Below are 20,950 nucleotides of genomic sequence, written 5' to 3'. Positions count from 1 at the left end.
TATATAAAGGGACTGATATATCATCAGTCCCTTTTTTATTGTATGCTTTGCTTGATTGTTGCTTAAACAATAACGGATAATAAGAAGATAGATTTATTTCACTATTATCTGAACCGTATCTGAAGCCACTTGTTTAAGCAGCACTTCTTTGTTCATTTCCACTTCTTTAATAGCCTCTTCCGTAGCGTGACGAATGGTATAAAGTGTTACGCTCTCAGTTACCGATACCTTAAAGCGTTCTTCCAACTTTTCTAAAAGTTCAGTTAAGGTATCGAATTTGTTGTCTACACATACTGAAAAACTAATAGCCGAGTTCTGTATCACACTTACTTTCATCTTAGTCTTATGCAAATTCTTGAAGATATAGCTAATACCCTCTTCCATTATAAATGAAAAGTCAAGTGAAGAGAGAGAAAGCAGTATTTGTTCTTTCTTGAGGATAAAGCAAGGTACCTTTGGAAATAATTCAGCTACATTACACACAGCGCTTCCTTCAGCAGTAGGATTCAAAAACGAACGTACATAAAGAGGGATTTCCTTTTGTTGGAGTGGTTGTAGAGTTTTTGGGTGTATTACTGAAGCGCCATAAAAAGCGAGTTCTATAGCTTCCTTATAAGGGATTTTATGCAAGAGCTCTGTATGCTGAAAATATCGAGGGTCGGCATTGAGAACACCAGGAACATCCTTCCATATCGTTACACTTTCAGCGTTTAAACAATAGGCAAAAATAGCCGCTGTATAGTCTGAACCTTCACGCCCTAAGGTAGTAGTGAAGAAATTTGCATCGCTTCCTAAGAAACCTTGAGTGATGTTTAGCAATGATTTGTTAATATGCGTGCGAATGTTACTTTGTGTTTCTTCCCAGTCGATAGAGGCATCACGGTAATTACTATCTGTTTTTACGAGATTACGGACATCTATCCACGTGTTTTTAATACCATTGTCATTCAGATATTGACTGATAATAGTAGTAGAAATGAGTTCACCAAAGCCAATCACTTGGTCATATACAAAACTGTGTTTCGGCGATTTGTTGCGTTCTAAAAACGAAGTGAGCTCTGCAAACAAGCCATCTACTTTCCAATACACAGGGTGATTTTCATCTGTAAATAGTTCGCGAATGATATGGTAATGAAAGTCTTTTATCAGCTGAACGCTTTCCGAAAGTTTTTCTTGTTCTTTAAAATAGCTATTTACCACTATTTCTAAAGCATTAGTGGTTTTTCCCATTGCTGAAATGACGATGAGCGTATTAGCATAGCCTACCGTTTCTAATATTTTAGCTACATTGCGCACACCTGCAGCATCTTTTACTGAGGCGCCTCCAAATTTAAATATCTGCATTTCTTTTAGATATGAGGTAAAGTCTGCGACAGCAGAGTATGGTAAGAGGTAAGTAATAAACCTAAATACCCAAAATACCGAGATTAACAGTGCAAAGGTAGTGTATTTTAGTGAAAAGAGAAAAGTGAAGATTAAAAAATGTCATTTGGAAGTGATATTGTTATATTTCTAACGTTCTTTTTTATCTGTTGTTTTAGATATTTAATAAAAAATAATGAGTGTTGAGAAGTTCTTCTCAACACTCATTTGTATAGTCAAGTATCAAACTATTTTTATTTGTTTCCAGCCTGTTTTTTAGCGTCTGCTTTCATCTTTTCATTAGGAACGATTACTACATTCACACGGCGGTTTTTAGCTCGTCCATCAGCAGTTTCGTTACTTGCTACAGGGTTTCTTTCGCCATACCATTTGGTAGTAAAACGGCTACCTACTAAACCTTTACTTTTAAAATAGTTAGTAACGGCTTGTGCACGGCGTTGTGAAAGACCTAAGTTGTACTCATCTTTACCTACATTATCAGTGTGGCCAGCTACTATCACATTAGTATCAGGATATTCTTTAAGAATAGCAGATAGTTTATCAAGTGTTTGTCTTGATTTGTTGTTGATGTTATACTTATTAGTATCAAAGTATACACCTCCGTTATTTTCGTCGAAAGTAACCACGATACCATCGTCTACACGTTTAACATCGGCACCTGGGATTTCTTCTTCTATTTTTTTAGCTTGTTTATCCATTTGGTTACCGATAACAGCTCCTGCAGCACCTCCTACTACTGTACCGAGTACAGCACCGAGCTCGCTGTTTTGTCCGTTACCTACGTTGTTCCCTAAAATAGCTCCTAATAAAGCTCCACCAGCAGCACCAATTACAGCTCCGCGTTGTGCTTTGTTAGAGTTGTTGTATGCCTCGCAACCGGTAAGCAATACAGCTGCCGATAAGGCTAAAACTACGATTTTTTTCATCTTCTGTTTGTATTAATCTTTAATTATTTTACAAAATTCATTGAGATAACAAAAGGTTTGCCATCTACTCTCACGGTTTGTTCCCACACCATTGAGTTGTCAGAAATACTTGCCAAGTGCAAACGAATACCTTGTCTAGTTTCTGAAACATATTTTTCATTAGTAGGTTTCAATAGAAAATCATAGTATCCTGTTGATTTATCTACTTCTTGTACAATAAAAATGAAGTTTCTTTGTCCTGTTGAACAACCACTCGCGTTGATAGTATAGTGTCCGCGATTGTTATTTGGAACGAATTTCCAAGTACTGCCTTCAAAGCATTCTTTGGAAGTATCGTTTAACAAGGTAACTTCATATTTACCTTTTTCACTATATGTGATGGATTGTAATGTCCATTCACCTTTAATAGCTTTATTAGCTATATTTGTTTCTTTGGGTTTTGCAGTCATTGAGCCTGAAGAACTCTTACAAGCCATTACCAATACTGCCATTACAAGTAAAAGTGCAATTTTTTTCATCTTTAATTGTTTTTGATTACGAGGGCAAAAATAAACTTTTTTTTCTCGCCCACCTAATAATTAACTAAATATTAACATTCTATTACTAAGTTATCATATGCCAAAAATACGTTTTTAGGCAATCTTTTTTGTATCTCATCGTGAAAACCAAAGGTTTGGCTCACGTGTGTGAGATAGGTGCGCTTAGGTTGTACATCTCCTATAATTTCCAAAGCTTCCGCTAAATTGAGGTGTGTAGGGTGCACATCATCTCTTAGGCAATTCAATACTAAAACATCTAAATCTCGTAGTTTTTCTCTTTCGCTCTTGTCTATATATTTGGCATCGGTAATATAACCCAAGTCTTCTATCCGATAGCCTACGATAGGCAAATTGCCGTGCATTATGTGTATAGGTTCAACTGTTTTACCATACAAAGTAAAAGGCGCTTCGTCTATCTCGTGAGGTATTACCGAGGGAGCTCCTTCATATCGGTTTTCAGTGGCAAAGATATAACCAAAACGCACTCTCAGCTCATCGATTACTCTTTTTAGTCCGTAGATAGGCATATCGCCTTGCAAGCGTACAAAAGGGCGTATGTCGTCCATTCCGGCGGTATGATCGGCGTGCTCGTGAGTGAACAGTATAGCCCCCAAATGCTGTACATCGTTGGTGAGCATTTGCTGTCTAAAATCAGGGCTGCAATCTATTGCAATATTGGTGTCTTCCCAACTGATAAGTGCCGAAGTGCGCAACCGTTTATCTTTGGGGTTGGTACTTTTCCCCACAGGGTGGTTGCTTGCTATTACGGGAATCCCTTGTGAAGTACCTGTACCGAGGAAAGTAATCTTCATAATGATAAATGATTAATGGTTAATGATTAATTTCACAAGTCATTAATCATTAACCACTAATCTTTAAACAATTAAAATTGTTATTTTTTATGTCTTGGCTCAGAGGATACAGTAAGTTTTTTGCGTCCTTTAGCGCGACGGCGTGCTAACACTTTTCTACCATTGGCAGTTGCCATACGTTCTCTGAATCCGTGTTTATTTCTTCTTTTTCTCTTTGAAGGTTGAAATGTTCTTTTCATTGCTTGTTAATCTTTAAAATCTTATTAAAAATGATACTTTATCTCTCTATTTTATCAATAGCGGGGCAAAAGTACGTCAATTTTTTGGAATGACAAAATATTTTTTATTTTTTCTTGTGCAAAACCCTATATTCTTCGTAACACTGACTGATGGCTTCAAGCACTTGCAGGTCGTTTGCCGTCATTATAAAATCGTTAGAATAGTTGCAAGAGCGAATGATATCTTCTAATTCACTACGGTCTACTTGCAAAAGTTCTAATAGGGTTTCGCGGTCGTAACGGGTGGAAAGAGCATCGCTCAATTCGTTGTCTTTGCGCATCTCTCTCAGTTTGCGCATTTCTTTCCCTTTGGCACCAAACGAGCGACTCAGCAAGTCGGCAGGGTTCATTACAGCGCTTAGCACTCTACCCACAGCACTTGCACTAGCTCTACTTTCATAACCTATATCTAACCCCGAAATGCTATAACGCGTATTGTCATTGATAGGTGCATTTTTAGCGTCAATATCCAAATAACCTGTGAGTTTATAAGGAGTTACAACCACTTCTTGTAAAGTATAAGCAAGCTCTGTCATTCCTATTTTCAACCCTTGATATTTTATCATATCGTTTGTTATGCGTATCTTGGTAGATTTATACCCTAAAAAAGAAATGTATAGCGTGTCGTTAGCACTTACTCTGATACTAAAATCACCTTTGTCATTGGTAGTGGTACCTCTTACTTTATTGAGGTTCAAGATGTGTACATTAGGCATTGGTTTATTGTTTTGCACACTGTAAATATGTCCGTGCAACACTGTTTCCTGAGCTACAAGTGTCGTCACACATAAAAACATACAAAACCATAATATCTTCTTCATCATACTTACTTCTTTTAAGGGTAAAAAAATGGGTGTTCGAGGAGTGCCCTCGAACACCCTAATCATATTAAAACATTAGTTCTTTACATTGAAGGCTTTTTCTTTAGGATAGTAAGCTACTGAACCCAAAGATTCTTCGATGCGGAGCAATTGGTTGTACTTCGCCATACGATCAGAACGTGAAGCCGAACCTGTTTTGATTTGTCCGGTGTTCAAAGCTACTGCTAAGTCGGCAATAGTGTTGTCTTCTGTTTCTCCTGAACGGTGAGACATTACGGCAGTATAACCAGCGCGGTTTGCCATATCTACGGCTGCGATAGTTTCAGACAAAGTACCGATTTGGTTTACTTTGATGAGAATAGAGTTGGCAATACCTTTGGCAATACCTCTTTCAAGGATAGATACGTTAGTAACGAACAAATCGTCACCAACCAATTGTACTTTTTTGCCCAATTTGTCAGTAAGGAGTTTCCATCCGTCCCAGTCGTTTTGATCCATACCGTCTTCGATAGAGATGATAGGGTATTTAGCTACTAATTCTGCCAAGTACTCAGCTTGTTCAGCTGAAGTGCGTACTTTACCTTTAGCACCTTCAAAGATAGTATAATCGTATTTGCCATTTTTGTAGAACTCAGAAGAAGCACAGTCTAAGGCGATTTTGATATCTTCACCCCATTTGTAGCCTGCTTCTTTTACAGCTTCTTTAATAGAATCGAGAGCGTCTTCGATGTCTTTAAAGTTAGGAGCAAAACCTCCTTCATCACCTACGGCAGTGCTCAATCCTTTTTTGTGCAATACCTTTTTAAGGTTGTGGAACACTTCTGAACCCATTTGGATAGCTTGTGAAAAGTTCTTAGCGTTCACAGGCATAATCATAAACTCTTGGAAAGCAATAGGCGCATCGGAGTGTGCCCCAGCGTTGATGATGTTCATCATTGGTACAGGCAAAGTGTGAGCACTTACCCCACCTACATAACGGTACAAAGGCAAACCGAGTTCTTCAGCAGCGGCTCTTGCTACTGCCAATGATACCCCAAGAATAGCGTTAGCTCCTAATTTAGATTTGTTAGGAGTACCGTCAAGCTCAATCATTGTTTTGTCGATAAGGTTTTGTTCGAAAACGTCCATACCTACGATTTCTTCAGCGATGATATCGTTTACATTAGCAACGGCTTTGAGTACGCCTTTACCCATATAATTTTTACCACCGTCGCGCAATTCAACGGCTTCGTATTCACCTGTCGATGCTCCTGATGGAACAGCAGCTCTACCAAGGAAACCATTCTCGGTCATTACATCTACTTCTACGGTTGGATTTCCTCTTGAATCCAAAATCTGACGTGCGTGCACGCTTACAATAATACTCATATATTTTGTTATTTAATTATTTACTTTGTTTAGGGGTTAGGGATATCGGACTTATCTGACTTTATAATGCTAATTGTCAATTGTCAATTATCAATTGTTAAAGCTTTCTCTTCCCCAAAAGAAAGGCGGTTCGATGCCCAAAGCGCGGAGGTAGGTATACCCTTGTCCGCGGTGGTGACTCTCGTTTTCAATGAAGTATAATATCCATTGGGCAAAGCTGAAAGTCATTTGATAAATAGTAAACGGTTGGGTATAATCACCTACTTTTTGCCATTCACGGTCGAGAATTTCAGTAGCTCTGTCCCATAAAGCCAATACTTCCGCTTTGGTAGTAGGAAAGGCTCCTTCCAAGAAAAGCGTGTGTTGCTCCTGAAATCTTTCTTTAAAAAGATAGTCCATAACTCTCAAAAACTCTTCTACCATTCCTGAAAACGGACGCAAGTTTGCAATGTTGAACTCAAAGAGGTCTTTCTCAGGAAAAGCCTCAATCACCTTGCGGGTGAGACCACGTACATCTTTTAGGTTAGTGAGCAATGCTTCGGGTGTAAGTAATTCTTTCATATTAATTGTTAGTGTTTAGTCCTTAGTTTTTAGCCTATATTTTATACTCTTCTTATCCTTTTCACGGCTTGTCCCTCTTCGGGGGTTCGGGGGTAATTTTCTAATTTTCACATTTTCTAATTCCTCAATTGCTCCACAAATTGGTCAAACAAATACGTCGCATCATTAGGACCAGGAGCGGCTTCGGGGTGATACTGCACACTGAAACATTTCTTGCCTTTCACTCGTAAACCCATCACAGTATTGTCGTTTAGGTGGGTATGCGTGATCTCCACATTAGGGTTAGCTTCTGCCTCTGCTCTATTCACAGCAAACCCGTGATTCTGAGAGGTAATCTCGTCCTTACCTGTAAGCAAATTCTTCACAGGGTGGTTGATACCGCGGTGACCGTTGTGCATTTTATAAGTACTAATGCCATTGGCTAATGCAATAATTTGATGTCCTAAGCAAATGCCAAAGATAGGTAAATCCTCATCAATCATTTGTTTTACTTGAGCAATGACCTCGGTAAGCGGTTCGGGATCGCCAGGTCCATTAGACAAGAAATAGCCATTGGGGTTCCACGCTTTGAGCTCAGCCAAAGGCGTGTTGTACGGAAATACTTTGATGTACATATCACGGGCTGCTAAGTTGCGCAAGATATTTTTCTTGATGCCGAAATCGAGTGCTGCTACTTTGTACTTCGCTTCTGGATTGCCAAAAAAATAAGGTTCAGTAACCGACACTTTCGATGCCAATTCTAAACCTTTCATATTAGGAATCTCATTTAAGCGAGCTTTGAGCAGTGCTAAATCGTCAGTTTCTGTGGAAATAACAGCGTTCATCGAGCCATTGTCACGAATATAACTCACCAAAGCGCGAGTATCTACTTCACAAATGGCTACCAAGTGGTTACGGTCTAAAAAGTCTTTCAAGGTTTCCTCGGCAACAGCACGGGAGGCATCATAACTAAAATTTCTACATACCAGCCCTGCAATTTTCATACCATTCGATTCGTTGTCGTCTTCACAGATACCGTAATTGCCGATATGAGCATTGGTCATCACCATAATCTGACCAAAGTACGAAGGGTCAGTAAATATTTCCTGATAGCCCGTCATACCCGTATTGAAACACACTTCACCAAAAGCAGTACCTTCATAGCCAACGCTTTTACCATAAAAGGCAGTGCCATCAGCAAGGAGTAATACCGCTTTTTTCTTTTGTTGATACTTCATTGTGCTATTTCCTTAAATCGACTGCAAAGGTACAAAATATTTTTGAAATATAAATAATCAATGATATTTTTTAGCCTAAACCTATTAAAATTATTTCAATATTACCCTGAAATACAATCAATATTCATCTTATCTCCATCTTATCTCCTTCTTATCTTCACCTTATCTCCATTCATCGTTCGTTCATTCTTCGTTTATTGTTCGTTCTTTGTTCGTTCTTTGTTCATTTGCCCGTGCGGCTCGCACCGTTTTTTGTTCGTTCATTGTTCGTTGTAGAACCACTGTAGACCCACTGTAGAGCCACTGTAGAGCCACTGTAGAGCCACTGTAGAGCCACTGTAGAGCCACTGTAGAGCCACTGTAGAGCCACTGTAGACCCACTGAAAGACCACTCATTGTTCGTCTTTTGTTCGTCTTTTGTTTGTCTTTTGTTTGTCTTTTGTTCGTTCATCGTTCGTCTTTTGTTCGTTCATCGTTCGTCTTTTGTTCGTTCATCGTTCGTCTTTTGTTCGTTCTTTGTTCATTTGCCCGTGCGGCTCGCACCGTTTTTTGTTCCTCCTAGCTTCCAATAATCTTCAATTTGCAACCTTATTCTCTTCTTCTAAAAACTTTTCACACTTCATTTCTCATTTACTAATTTTCAAATTTGCTAATAGTACCTACCCTTGTACTACCCTTTACCTTTTATCTTTTACCTTTTATCTTTTAACCCCTTCATTAATCATTAACCATTATTTAAATATTCATAAAAAAAGTTCCTATTTCCAAAAAAATATTATACCTTTGTCATTATTTTAAATTCTAAAGCTATGAAACAACTATTTATTGCATTTCTCATTGTGTTAGGATTGAGTGCTTGTACCAATCCTGAAGAAGCTATAAAAGCGTATCAGCAACAAAAGGAAGCTATAGGGTTGCAAACTCCCGAAAAGCAAAATGAACTTTTAGGGCAGAACCCCGTTGCTTTTCAGCAGAACCTACAAGCGATAAGTAAACAATGCGCTGAGGTGTTAACTAACGCTAAAGGATTACCTTCTGATTTTATAGTTAAAGAAGAGAAAGAGAACCAATACGAACTCTTGTCTCTTACTTCTGCTTATTTACTGAATCATCGCAAATATACCGAAGAAGAAGCCCCTGCTATCAAAGTCTTGGAAGAATCTCTTAAAGATGTAGATTTAGATAACGCTACCGATTTCGATGCGTATAATGCTTATAAAACCTTAGTGCATAATTGCTTCCAACTGAAAATCTATCGCTATCAAGTGCAATATGAGTTCAACGACCCGTGGGGTAAGATTTTAGCCGATTTCAAAACGCTCAAATCACAAAATATTAAAGAAGACCTCACCCCTTTGCTCATCGAAGGCGTATCGGCTACCTCCGCTGAGACTACCAATGAACAGATTATAGCCTTAGTGCAAAAAGCAGTGAAAGATAACGAACTGTTAAACGCTCTTTCAGGACGCATTGCTACAGTAAACCGACTTAAAGCAGGACAACCTTTCCCTCTTTTTAAAGGTCTTACCGACCTAAACGATAAAGAAGTGAAATATGAGAGTTTACCCCTCAAAGGCAAATTGCTATTTGTAGATATATGGGCTACTTATTGCCCTGATTGCCGTAAAGAGTTGCCCGCCTTAGAAGCCTTACAGCAATCCTATAAAGGTAAGCCTATTGTCTTTCTCAGTATTTCAGTAGACCGTGATAAAGAAGCGTGGAAAGAGATGGTAAAGAATGATAAACTAAGCGGTATTCATCTGTATACCACCCCAGAAGTGAAAGATACTTATAAGTTTTTGTACGACTTGCGAAGTATCCCTCGCTATATGCTTATTGATGCACAGGGTAATATCATCAACAGCAATGCACCAATGCCTTCCGATGAGAATTTAAAGAAACTCATAGATACCCATTTGATGGCTATTAACAATCCTAAAGCCAAGTAACTTTTTTAAACCATAAACATAACATAAAATGAAAAGAATTCTATTTTTAGTAGCTTTATTGATGGCAATTCCTGCCTCAGCTCAGTTGCTTCGTCATAATTTCGATGAAGAAGGCGACACTTTTATTCAAGGTATTGTGCGTGGACAGTTTTGGGCTCGCCTTACCGAAACAAACCCTGGTACTACCGTACAAGGTGAACCTGCCGATAAGGTATTCGACCTTTCTGTACGGCGTTATCGCTTAGGCTTCTTCGCCCAAGTAGAAAAGAAATGGTTGTTCTATATCCTAATGGGAAATAACAATCTCAACCAAAGTACCCTCCAAAGCTCCGATTTCCGTCTGCTTGACGTGCTCGGTCAGTATACTTTTAGCGAAAAATTGAGCATTGGGGTAGCCAAGACCACCTTTGCAGGAGCTGGGCGCTTTTCCAACGCTTTCTCTAACGGCTCTATGCTCACTCTCGACCCTTCCGTTTATTATCTTAACACCCTTAATCATTTCGATGATATGGGGCGTAGAATAGGTGTTTACGCCAAAGGTCAGTTAGGAAAGATTGATTATTTCGTGTCTTTGCAAAATTCACCTGCCCCCTCTGAGAGTGCGCGTACAGCTTTTAATTATAGCAAAGGGCAACCCAAAGTGCTTACTTCCTCTTACCTAAAATATGAGTTTTGGGACGATGAGAGCAACAAATTGCCTACTAGCGGAGGTAATGGCACTTATTTAGGAACTAAACACATAATGAATCTCGGTATTGGCTATGAATATCAAGCTAAAATAAGAGAAATCACTGATGGAACTAATACTTCCTATCGCGATTACTTCAATTTAGGAATCGACTTCTTTATAGATACTCCTATTTCTGAACGCAACGACGCTATTACCGCTTATTTAGGCTTTAACAGCACTCATTTTGGTAGTGATTATGTGAGAAGTGTGGGTGCTAATAGCATTTTTGCAGGAGGAACCTCTCTTAATGGGGCTGGTAATGCTACTCCCGCCATAGGTACAGGTAGTACCTTATTCTTGCAATTAGGCTATCTGCTTCCTAAATGGGAAGATTGTAATATCCGTATACAACCCAATGCAGGCTGGCGATTTGCTAACTATAAAGCCCTCAACAGTAACGTGAATATCTATTCAGTAGGCGTGAATACTTATTTTAACGGACAAAAGAGCAAACTCTCCTTAGGCTATGAGAACCGCCCTATCTTCGATGCTACTGATAAAAAGGTAAGTACTCGTTTAGGTACTTTTGTATTGCAATACCAAATAGAGCTTTAAGAAAGAATATTGGATAGTGAAAAGTCGTTTTTCTATCATATATTCTCCCTCCTAACTATTTAATTTGCATTGTATATCACCTCCTAAACAAATAAAAGAAGGCTGTCTGTTTTATATCAGACAGCCTTCTTTATATTAATATTAACATTAACCACTAATCATTAATCATTAAAAAAAGTGTTTTTTACTTTCTCTACAAAGTCTAACTTTTCCCAAGTAAAAAGCTCTACTTCTATCGTTTTTGTCTTGTGATAAGGTGACGAGAACACTTTGGTTACCACCTTAGGTGTACGCCCCATATGTCCGTAAGATGCTGTTTCGCTATAAATAGGATTGCGTAGTTTCAAGCGTTGTTCTATATCATACGGGCGCAAAGGGAAGATTTCTTGTATCTTCTTCGCTATTTCACCATCGGTGAGGTTTACCTTAGCTGTACCATAAGTATTTACGTACACGCCCGTAGGTTCAGCTACCCCTATGGCGTAACTCACTTGTACCAATATCTCATCGGCTACTCCTGCGGCTACTAAGTTCTTAGCGATGTGTCGCATAGCATAAGCTGCACTGCGGTCTACCTTGCTCGGGTCTTTGCCGGAGAAAGCACCTCCGCCGTGAGCTCCTTTACCGCCATACGTATCTACGATAATTTTACGACCAGTCAAGCCCGTATCGCCGTGAGGGCCTCCTATCACGAAGATACCCGTAGGGTTGATGTGGTAAATAATCTTGTCGTCAAAGAATGGCGCATATTGAGGATACTTTTTAATCACACGCGGTATGAGAATGTTCACAATGTCTTCTTTTATCTTTTGAAGCATCTTCTTTTCCGTGTCGAATTCGTCGTGTTGGGTAGAAATCACAATCGTGTTCACGCGCAGCGGTTTGTTATCATCGCTGTATTCAAGGGTTACTTGGCTTTTCGCATCGGGGCGCAAATAGGTAATCTCTTTGTTTTCACGACGTAAATCAGCTAATTCTCTCAGCAAAGCGTGCGAGAGGTCTAAGGCAAGAGGCATATAGTTTTCGGTTTCGTTTACCGCATAACCAAACATCATTCCTTGGTCGCCAGCCCCTTGTTCTTCGGGGTTACCGCGGTCTACCCCCTGATTGATATCGGGCGATTGTTCGTGAATTGCCGAAAGCACACCACACGATTTGGCTTCAAACATATAGTCGCTTTTAGTATAGCCAATTTTCTCAATCACGTTGCGCGCAATTTGCTGTACATCTATGTAGGTGTTCGATTTTACTTCCCCAGCCAATATTACCTGACCGGTAGTAACTAAAGTCTCGCACGCCACCTTCGAATGAGGGTCGAAAGCAAGAAAGTTGTCGATTAGAGCATCGCTTATTTGGTCTGCGATTTTGTCGGGGTGTCCTTCAGAAACGGACTCAGAGGTGAATAAATATCCCATTGGTAATTATGATTTAGTAGAGGACGCAATTGTAAAGAAGAATGGGGAACCGACGTGAAAAGCAAGTAAAGATTACTGTTTTAGCATTTTTCGGGGAGTACCCCAAGAGGTTGCAATCAGTACAAATTTGTCCTCTTGTTATGTTTTTCGGTGCAAAGGTATAAAATAATTATAAATGAACAATTATAAATAAATAAATTTCTCTACTGTTCATTCGCTCACACCTGTTTGTCGTGCTAATTGCCTGTGTGGCTCGCACTTCACTGTGTGGCTCACACTAAAGTCCTATCACTATCCCAACACTCGGTATAAAACCACTACTGAAAACACTTTTGTCCTTCTTGTAGAGCACATTGTAGCTCACACCTATCTGTATATACACATTACCCCCCACATTTTGCATATAACCAGCTCCCACATACAAGGCGTCTTCCTCAGTATTGTATTTGTAATTGGTGCTTTTATGCTTCTGAGAGATAAAATAATGCTGATAAGAACTACTCACATACGCCACCCTACCTATGTAATAGGTTAAAGCAGGACCTACGCCCACTAACAAACTGCGGTAGTATTCCGAGTTTTGAAAAGAACCATTCACCACAGCAGCAAGCTCCAAATCCTCAGTGATTTTGTACCCCAAGCGTGGCGATACATCAATCCCCAATCCATAAGTAGAGTAGCCAATGCCTATATTTCCCCCATAAGTCCAAGGGTTAGGACGGCTGTTTTGGTAATCAGGGTCTAAAATGTTAGGACTTTGTGACCAAGCTAAGTGGCTCATAACAAGGAGTGTGATAGCTGATAAAAAGCGCTTCATATTCATATGTTTATATTTTTCGGCAAAGATAATAAATAATTACAAATAGCCAAATCTTACCTTATCAATAAGCAATGGCGTATTTTTCTATAAGATAATACTTTTTTAGAAAAACCAATAACAGAACATAAGTGTAACTACCTTATAGCGCTCAGCCAAGGTGTACAAAGGCTTTCAGTAACATTCCTATATCTATCGTCCAAGATTCGTTCAAGCTTCCTATAAGCTTCCTATAAGCTCCATATAAAATTTTTTTTACCCAAAAAAACGCTCATAAAAAATATATTCATCACATTTTCAGTATATAAACTCTCAGTGTTCTAAAAACGCCATTTTGTCAATAAAGAGGCTATGAAACATATTTATTTTCTGTTTTGAGTTCTATTTTTAGAAAAATATTCTAAAAGAGGAATCTCTTTTTTCTTTTGTTTGTTTTTCTCATTTTTTTTTAGAAAACTTTGCACTGAAAAATAAAGCGATTTATGAATTTGAAAAATTTATTAGTTTTTGTAGGTATTTTCCTTTGGGTATTACCTTCCTTAGCGCAAAATGTAACGATTAAGGGCTCGGTGAAAGACACTAAAGGTGAACCTATGATGGGCGCTTTTGTCTTTATAAAAGGCACCCAACACGGTACTTCTACTGACTTTGATGGCAACTATACTCTCAATGCCCAAGTAGGCGATGTACTCAAATATTCATTCTTGGGAATGAAATCTGTCGAAAAGAAAGTAACGGCAGGTGTAACCCAAATAGATATCGTTCTTCAAGACGATATTCAGCAATTAGAAGGTACAGTGGTAACTGGCTATGGAGGCAAAAAAATAGCCAGTCGCACGGTGGCTTCGGTAGCTACTGTAAAAGGCAAAGATTTTGCCGAAACCCCTAATGCTAATATCACCGATGCGCTACAAGGTAAAGTGGCAGGTATGGTGGTAACTACCGAGTCCGGAAGACCAGGAGCAAGCTCTTCGGTACTCATTCACGGACTCAACACGTTTATGTCAGTTTTTGATAAGACGATAGTCTCAGAACCTTTGTATATAATAGATGGTGCCCCTGTAAGTGGCGATATAATGACGATGTATAACCCTACCGATATAGAAAGCGTAACAGTACTCAAAGACGCTGCTTCTACTTCTATCTATGGAGCTCGTGCTGCCAATGGGGTGATTTTAATTACTACCAAAAGAGGTAAACGCAATGAGCGCACTCATATTACTATTAATCATCAGTTGGGCTTCTCAATGCGCACCAATGTAACTCGCAAATTCTTTGATAATATGGCGAGCCCACAAGAGTATATGGACTTTTGGGTAAAAAAAGACCCCAATGCTATTGTTGCTTTCGGTAAGCGTTCGGGCTACACCCAAACTACGGCAAGAGCTATCGCCGATAGTATCTTGGCAGCAAATCCTTATAATACACGTTGGGATAAAGTTTTCTTTCGCGATTTCGCTCCTATCTCACGCACCGATGTGTCTATTTCGGGAGGAAGTAATACAACCTCTTATTACATTTCGTTGGGCTACTTAGACCAACAGGGTATCAAGGCGCGTTCGGACTACAAACGCTATAATCTCAATACTAATTTAGACACTCAAATAACCGATTGGCTTAAAGCAGGACTTTCAATCTCCTTAGGAACTACCACTGCCGAAGGAGTATCGAATGCTGGTAGTGAAACCGATATATTGTCGCTTCCTATTTATTCTCCCAAAGAGAGCGATGGGAAGAGAAAGAATTACATTCCTTCTTTTATTAATCGTCAAAATGGCTTTTTTCACCCTGATTATATGGCTGAGAAATACCCTTCTATTGATTATACTGAGGATATATTGCCCATAGGGTATTTATTAATAGAACCTATTAAGAACTTAACATTTAAAAGCCAAGTAGGGATACAGTATAATGTAAACGAAACAGAAAGTAAAGGGCCTCTGCCTTCTTATATAGATTATCGTTATAGTAATGATAGTAGCAAAACGGTAGCACAAACCCTTCGCTATCTCAATAAATACATACAGCGTACTTATACTAACCTATTGCAATACAAATGGAATATAAAGAACCTACACGATTTTGACTTTTTATTGGGGCAAGAATCTATCGAAACGCTGTGGCGCTCGTTCAACGCATCGTCTAAGGGGCAACCTTCTGATGCTTTATCAATGCTCAGCCACGGAACTAAAGAATATAATGTAGGAGATAGTCAGTCTGAATCAGGATTTAATTCCTATTTTACTCGCTTAGAATACTCTTATAAATACCGTTATTTTATAGACCTATCAGCACGCCGTGATGGTTCATCAGCTTTTGGTTCAAATAATCGCTATGCCAATTTCTGGGCGATAGGAGGGATGTGGAAACTCAAAGAAGAGAAGTTTTTGCAAAAGGTAAATTGGCTTACCAGCTTAGATTTGCGTTTTAGCACCGGTATTTCGGGTAACTCTTCTATTGGTGATTATCGCAATAGAACCTTGGTAGATGCTTCAAAATTATATAAACAAACCCCAGGTTATTTTATTGCGATGCTCGGTAATCCCGATATTATGTGGGAAGAACAACAGAAAACAACACTCGGCTTGCATATCGGTATCGCCAAAGGTACTACTATCAATTTTGAAGTGTATGAGCGCAATACCCATAAAACTCTTGCACAACGTTATATAAACTCAGCGTCGGGTTTTACTTCTATTCCAGATAATATAGGTGATATGCAAAATAGAGGTTTTGACCTTACTATTTCAACGATTGCGTATAGAAGTAAGAACAATGATTTAAGCATACGTCCTTATTTCAATATGAATTACAATGAACAGAAGGTAACCTCACTATTCTTGAGCAAAGATAATTTTGTGAATAGACTTTTTAATAATGGATATAGGCTAAATGAACCATTGCAATGGGCATTGCCAATATTCAAGGGTATCAATAAAGACGGAGATGCCGAATGGTATCAACGAAACGAAGATAACCCTATGATACAACAAAAAGACGACTCCAAAGTTACAACCCAATTCAGTGAAGACCTAATACAAACTACTGGTAAGAAAATGTTTGCACCTATCAATGGTGGTTTTGGGCTAAGTGCTACTTATAAGAATGTATCACTCGATTTGGCATTTTCTTATGCTTTGGGCAAATGGCTTATCAATGAAGACCGATACTATACTTTAAACCAAAGCACTTTTGGAGGTAAAAATTTCAGTAAAGATTTGTTGAATTATTGGAAACAAGAAGGTGATGATACCGAGCTCCCTAAACTCAGCAGTGCTTATTATATGCGCAAAGATACCCGCTTACTCGAAAACGCCTCTTATATGCGCTTGAAGAGTATAAGTTTAAGTTATGCGCTTCCTCAGGAGGTAATAGACCAAATGAAATTCTTTTCAGGGGTGCGCCTATATGCATCGGCACGTAATATTTTTACCATTACCAAATATTCAGGAGCCGACCCTGAGTTTTCTAATACATTATCAAGAGGAGGATATCCACCTACTCGCCAGTTTACCTTAGGTGTAGAACTTAAATTTTAATAGAAAAAGATGAAAAAAATAATATATACAGCAGTTTTATGTTCTTTTTTGGTGTTGTTGCCTACGGGTTGTGCTCGTTTGGATTTAGACCCTTATAATTACGCTAGTGAAAATACAAGTTTTAAGAATAAGCGTGATGCCCAAATGTGGGTAAATGGGATGTATAACGCTTTGCGTGATTACAATCAGGGGCAACAGATGTATGCCTCAGACCTCCAAGCCGATTATCTCAACGCAGCTGCGGGAGCAATGGAAAAATTGCCCGATATGCATCGTTGGTCTATTTTTGCTTCTTCAGAGCAGGCTACTGCCTCTATATGGAAAGAACGATTCCTTATCATTCAAGATATAAACACGGGTATTAAGGGCTTCCCTAATATACCTGAGCAATCAGAAATACAAGAACTTACAGGAGCTCTTTACTTAGGGCGTGCCTATTGCTATACCTATTTGGTTACGCACTTCTGCAAGCCTTATAACAGTAGTACAGCAACTACCGATTTAGGTTTACCTCTGCTTACAGCTCCTACGCTCAAGAACTTTCCTACGCGCAGTAGTGTAGCCGAAACCTATGATTTTATACTCAGTGATATTCAGAAAGCTGAAACCTTATTGGCAAACCAAACAGGAGCAGCAGGAGCTGATACTTTCACCCTCGATGCTGCCAGAGCTCTCAAAGCAAGAGTCTTGCTCTATAAAAATGATTGGGCACAAGCCTACCAAGTAGCAGTAGCACTTATCAATACTAATCGCTATCCACTGGCTACCTCTGCCGATGCTTTCAAGAAAATATGGACAGAAGATGATAATACCGAGAGTATTATCCAGTTATACGCAGCTGTCAATGCAGGAGTTTATGAAACTTCTGATAATACCAATGAGCTCTATTTAGGCGAAAGTGAAAGTTTCTTTTTCCCAGGACAGATAGACGCTAATCCTAATGTGTTGCCTACTAAGGATTTTATAGATTTATTTACTACTGGCGACTGGCGAAAAGATGTTTTCTTGAAAGAAGTAACCGTAGGGTTTAGCTTTCTTTATGCTGTAAACAAGTATCCTCGAAATAGAGAATTAGAACCTATTGATAGTTATAATTTTTATTATGGGCATAAGGCTAAGCTTTTTCGCATAGCTGAGACTTACCTTATAGCAGCCGAAGCTGCCTATAAGAACAATGATGAAACTAATGCTAAAAAGTACTTAAACCTATTACGTGCTGCAAGAGGGCTTAGTGCTATTACTACCTCAGGAAGCAACCTTTTTGCCGACATACAAAACGAGCGCAATAGAGAGTTAGCTTTTGAAGATTTCCGCCTGTATGACCTTAATCGCTGGGGATTGCCTGTAAAAAGAGGCACTCCTCAGGATGTAACGACTATTAGGAATACTCCTGCCTCTGATTATAGTGAACTCAATATTCAGGTAGGAAGTAATTACTATTACAAAATAGTATGGCCTATACCAGTAGATGATATAGACTACGAACAAGGCAATTGGAAACAAAATCCTAATTGGTAATCCTATAATTAGCAAATTAGTAAATGTGGAAATTTGCTAATTTGCTAATTTTCTAATTTATAAAAATATGGAATATCACGAATTATACAAAAACTAAAAACAGTTTTCGATACCCAGCGCGATACCGAATTACCCGAGCTGGGTATTCGTATTTTGCATAATAGCTTCTTCTCCGAAGGGGCTAAGTATTACCTGCCAGGAAGTCCGCATTTGTTTTGCCAAGAGCATAACTTATCGTTTTCTTCTCAGCTTAATGATGCGCAAGACGACCTTCATTGGGCTGACTATGATGTGGATTGTAATATTCATTTCCAGTATCATATAATACAACCTTTAGGAACTCCAAAAGCTGACGGGGTGATTATCGTATTCCACGGACTCAACGAAAAGAAATGGGATAAATACTTACCGTGGGCTTATGGATTGGCAACACAAACAGGTAAGGCAGTAATGCTCTTCCCAATAGCCTTCCATATGAGTCGTGCCCCTGAGCGATGGAGCTCTCGCCAAGAAATGTACATTATTGCACAAAAGCGTATGAATGAGTTTCCGGATAATTCCGAAACCTCTTATGTGAATGCAGCGACTTCTACGCGTTTAGATGCCTTTCCTCAACGTCTCTTTTGGTCGGGGTTGCAAACGTATAACGATATAGTACAGCTCATCACCGACCTGAAAGCGGGCTTGCTCCCTACCATTGCACCTACGGCTACGGTAGACCTCTTTGGGTATTCCATAGGCTCTTTCCTTTCTGTAATATTGATGATGGCAAATCCCAAAGGCTATTTTACTAATTCCAAGCTCTTTTGTTTCTGTGGAGGTATGACTATCGACCGTATGTTTCCCATCTCTAAATACATAATGGACGGACGTGCAGCGATAACAATGCAAAAAACTTTTGCAGAACTGCTCAGCACCAATTTCAAGAACGACGACCGCCTAAGACATTATCAAGACAGTAACCTTCATTTTGGTGAAGGCTGGTTCAAAACGATGTTGCGCTATAATTATTATCAGAAAGAACGTGAACAGCGCTTTTTGCAGTTGGAGAAGCAAATCAAAGCTTTAGTATTGGAGAAGGACGAGGTAACACCTCCTATTGAGGCACTCAATACCCTTAAAGGAGGTTACAGAAATATCAATATAGAGGTACAAATAGAAGATTTTCCTTATCCGTATACTCATATGAGTCCGTTTGCTCTCACCACCAAGAATGCTCCCCAAGTAACCGAGGCTTTTGAGAAGTTTGTAACATCGGCAGTAGCGTTTTATTTAGGTAAAAGGTAAAGGGTAATACAAAGGTCGGTGCAATTAGCAAATTTGAGAATTAGCAAATGAGAAATGGAGTGTGAAAAGTTTTTAGAGGAGGGGAATAAGGTTGAAGATAAAAGGCTATTCGGAGCTGGAGCGAACAAAAGACGAACAAAAGACGAACAAAAGATGAACAAAAGACGAACAAAAGACGAACAAAAGACGAACAAAAGACGAACAAATGACGAACAAATGACGAACAAATGACGAACAAATGACGAACAAATGACGAACAAATGACGAAGGAAAGACGAATAAATGACGAATAAATGACGAATCTATACCGAGGATAAGGCGAAGAAAGGTTATAGAAATATTGGCTATTAGGAGTTGCACTTGTGATGTATTTAACCTATATAATTGTAAATAACTACTAAACACTAACGGCTGACAACCGATGATAGATACACATACACACTTATATTCAGAAGAATTTGACGCTGACCGTACCGAGATGATCGCACGAGCCAAAGCAGCTGGCGTAACCCGTTGTTTTATCCCAGCTATTGATGCGAGCTATACCCAGCGAATGTTTCAGCTGAAAAACGATTATCCTGACTACGTTTTCCTAATGAACGGTCTGCACCCTTGTAGCGTGAAAGAAAACTATCAGGAGGAACTTGCGCACGTTGAGAATTTGATGCAATCGCATTTCTTTTGCGCTATTGGCGAAATAGGCATCGACCTTTATTGGGATAAAACTTTTCTCAAAGAGCAACAAGAGGCTTTCCAGAGGCAAATACAGTTGGCTAAAAAGCATCAGTTGCCTATTGTTATTCACTGTCGAGAGGCTTTCGACGAAGTGTTTGAGGTTTTAGAAACTGAAAAAAGTGACGACCTTTTTGGCATTTTTCACTGCTTTACGGGTACAGAAGCGCAAGCTCAGCGCGCTATTGGCTACGGCTTACATTTAGGTATTGGCGGAGTGGTAACTTTTAAGAACGGAAAGATAGACCAGTTTTTAAAAAATATAGATTTACAGCATATTGTTTTAGAAACCGATTCACCTTATTTGGCACCAGTACCTTACCGCGGGAAACGCAACGAAAGTGCTTATATAGTGAAAGTTGTAGAGAAATTATCAGATATATATGCTTTGCCCGAAAGCGAGATTATACGCCTTACTGACGAAAATGCTACAAATATATTTAAGATTTAATTAGGTATTATCAAATATATTTCGTTACTTTGCCTTTCGTTATCCAAAACAA

The 20,950-nt window shown here is 39.1% G+C and carries 18 protein-coding genes and 1 pseudogene; 7 read left to right on the top strand and 12 right to left on the bottom strand.

The window, feature by feature from the left end; all coding sequences use genetic code 11:
• Positions 1-93: 93 nt before the first annotated feature.
• The 10 genes from COCH_RS01430 to COCH_RS12130 all read right to left on the bottom strand — a co-directional run bounded on the left by COCH_RS01430 (position 94) and on the right by COCH_RS12130 (position 8,356).
• Positions 94-1,344, bottom strand: coding sequence for an aspartate kinase (locus tag COCH_RS01430; RefSeq protein ID WP_012797033.1), 1,251 nt, complete (start codon positions 1,342-1,344; stop codon positions 94-96).
• 272 nt (positions 1,345-1,616) lie between these two features.
• A complete protein-coding gene (locus COCH_RS01425) occupies positions 1,617-2,309 on the bottom strand; it encodes an OmpA family protein (RefSeq protein ID WP_012797032.1) in 693 nt (230 codons plus the stop codon).
• Positions 2,310-2,332: 23 nt separating this feature from the next.
• A complete protein-coding gene (locus COCH_RS01420) occupies positions 2,333-2,827 on the bottom strand; it encodes a lipocalin family protein (protein ID WP_012797031.1) in 495 nt (164 codons plus the stop codon).
• A 71-nt stretch (positions 2,828-2,898) separates the two neighbouring features.
• Positions 2,899-3,660: an MBL fold metallo-hydrolase gene (locus COCH_RS01415; protein WP_012797030.1), complete on the bottom strand. Its 762-nt coding sequence runs from the start codon at positions 3,658-3,660 to the stop codon at positions 2,899-2,901.
• Positions 3,661-3,740: 80 nt separating this feature from the next.
• Complete coding sequence (rpmH, locus tag COCH_RS11245) at positions 3,741-3,899, bottom strand: 50S ribosomal protein L34 (protein WP_002669412.1); 159 nt, start codon at positions 3,897-3,899, stop codon at positions 3,741-3,743.
• 104 nt (positions 3,900-4,003) lie between these two features.
• The gene (locus COCH_RS01410) at positions 4,004-4,762 is read right to left on the bottom strand and encodes a carboxypeptidase-like regulatory domain-containing protein (RefSeq protein WP_009421677.1); all 759 of its coding nucleotides are present in this window, start codon (positions 4,760-4,762) and stop codon (positions 4,004-4,006) included.
• A gap of 72 nt (positions 4,763-4,834) precedes the next feature.
• Entirely contained in the window at positions 4,835-6,127 is a 1,293-nt protein-coding gene (eno, locus tag COCH_RS01405) for a phosphopyruvate hydratase (RefSeq protein WP_012797029.1), read from the bottom strand.
• Positions 6,128-6,217: 90 nt separating this feature from the next.
• Positions 6,218-6,688, bottom strand: a complete 471-nt coding sequence (locus COCH_RS01400; RefSeq protein WP_012797028.1) for a DinB family protein — start codon at positions 6,686-6,688, stop codon at positions 6,218-6,220.
• Between the two features lie 116 nt (positions 6,689-6,804).
• On the bottom strand, positions 6,805-7,905 hold the full coding sequence (gene carA, locus COCH_RS01395) for a glutamine-hydrolyzing carbamoyl-phosphate synthase small subunit (protein WP_012797027.1): 1,101 nt from the start codon (positions 7,903-7,905) through the stop codon (positions 6,805-6,807).
• A 223-nt stretch (positions 7,906-8,128) separates the two neighbouring features.
• Positions 8,129-8,356, bottom strand: coding sequence for a hypothetical protein (locus COCH_RS12130; protein WP_012797026.1), 228 nt, complete (start codon positions 8,354-8,356; stop codon positions 8,129-8,131).
• Between the two features lie 358 nt (positions 8,357-8,714).
• On the opposite strand from COCH_RS12130, the gene COCH_RS01390 reads away from it, so the two are divergent.
• Both COCH_RS01390 and COCH_RS01385 read left to right on the top strand, forming a co-directional pair.
• Complete coding sequence (locus COCH_RS01390) at positions 8,715-9,854, top strand: TlpA family protein disulfide reductase (protein ID WP_012797025.1); 1,140 nt, start codon at positions 8,715-8,717, stop codon at positions 9,852-9,854.
• 28 nt (positions 9,855-9,882) lie between these two features.
• Positions 9,883-11,139, top strand: a complete 1,257-nt coding sequence (locus COCH_RS01385) for a hypothetical protein (protein WP_012797024.1) — start codon at positions 9,883-9,885, stop codon at positions 11,137-11,139.
• A gap of 161 nt (positions 11,140-11,300) precedes the next feature.
• Here COCH_RS01385 and metK read toward each other — a convergent pair whose 3' ends face one another.
• Together metK and COCH_RS01375 are read right to left on the bottom strand one after the other, a co-directional pair.
• The gene (metK, locus tag COCH_RS01380) at positions 11,301-12,554 is read right to left on the bottom strand and encodes a methionine adenosyltransferase (protein ID WP_002673303.1); all 1,254 of its coding nucleotides are present in this window, start codon (positions 12,552-12,554) and stop codon (positions 11,301-11,303) included.
• A gap of 277 nt (positions 12,555-12,831) precedes the next feature.
• Positions 12,832-13,377, bottom strand: coding sequence for a hypothetical protein (locus COCH_RS01375; protein WP_009410909.1), 546 nt, complete (start codon positions 13,375-13,377; stop codon positions 12,832-12,834).
• A 476-nt stretch (positions 13,378-13,853) separates the two neighbouring features.
• On the opposite strand from COCH_RS01375, the gene COCH_RS01370 reads away from it, so the two are divergent.
• The 5 genes and pseudogenes from COCH_RS01370 to COCH_RS01355 all read left to right on the top strand — a co-directional run bounded on the left by COCH_RS01370 (position 13,854) and on the right by COCH_RS01355 (position 20,898).
• Positions 13,854-16,910, top strand: a complete 3,057-nt coding sequence (locus tag COCH_RS01370) for a SusC/RagA family TonB-linked outer membrane protein (protein ID WP_012797023.1) — start codon at positions 13,854-13,856, stop codon at positions 16,908-16,910.
• Positions 16,911-16,919: 9 nt separating this feature from the next.
• The gene (locus tag COCH_RS01365) at positions 16,920-18,428 is read left to right on the top strand and encodes a RagB/SusD family nutrient uptake outer membrane protein (protein ID WP_012797022.1); all 1,509 of its coding nucleotides are present in this window, start codon (positions 16,920-16,922) and stop codon (positions 18,426-18,428) included.
• Between the two features lie 67 nt (positions 18,429-18,495).
• A pseudogene (locus COCH_RS01360) lies at positions 18,496-19,715 on the top strand (DUF6051 family protein).
• Between the two features lie 54 nt (positions 19,716-19,769).
• The gene (locus COCH_RS12125; RefSeq protein ID WP_012797020.1) at positions 19,770-19,946 is read left to right on the top strand and encodes a hypothetical protein; all 177 of its coding nucleotides are present in this window, start codon (positions 19,770-19,772) and stop codon (positions 19,944-19,946) included.
• 190 nt (positions 19,947-20,136) lie between these two features.
• Positions 20,137-20,898, top strand: coding sequence for a TatD family hydrolase (locus COCH_RS01355; RefSeq protein WP_012797019.1), 762 nt, complete (start codon positions 20,137-20,139; stop codon positions 20,896-20,898).
• Positions 20,899-20,950: the final 52 nt, after the last annotated feature.

Origin of the sequence: Capnocytophaga ochracea DSM 7271 (assembly GCF_000023285.1) — a bacterium.
In the GTDB taxonomy this organism is placed as follows: domain Bacteria; phylum Bacteroidota; class Bacteroidia; order Flavobacteriales; family Flavobacteriaceae; genus Capnocytophaga; species Capnocytophaga ochracea.
This window is presented reverse-complemented; position numbering and strand designations above follow the sequence as displayed.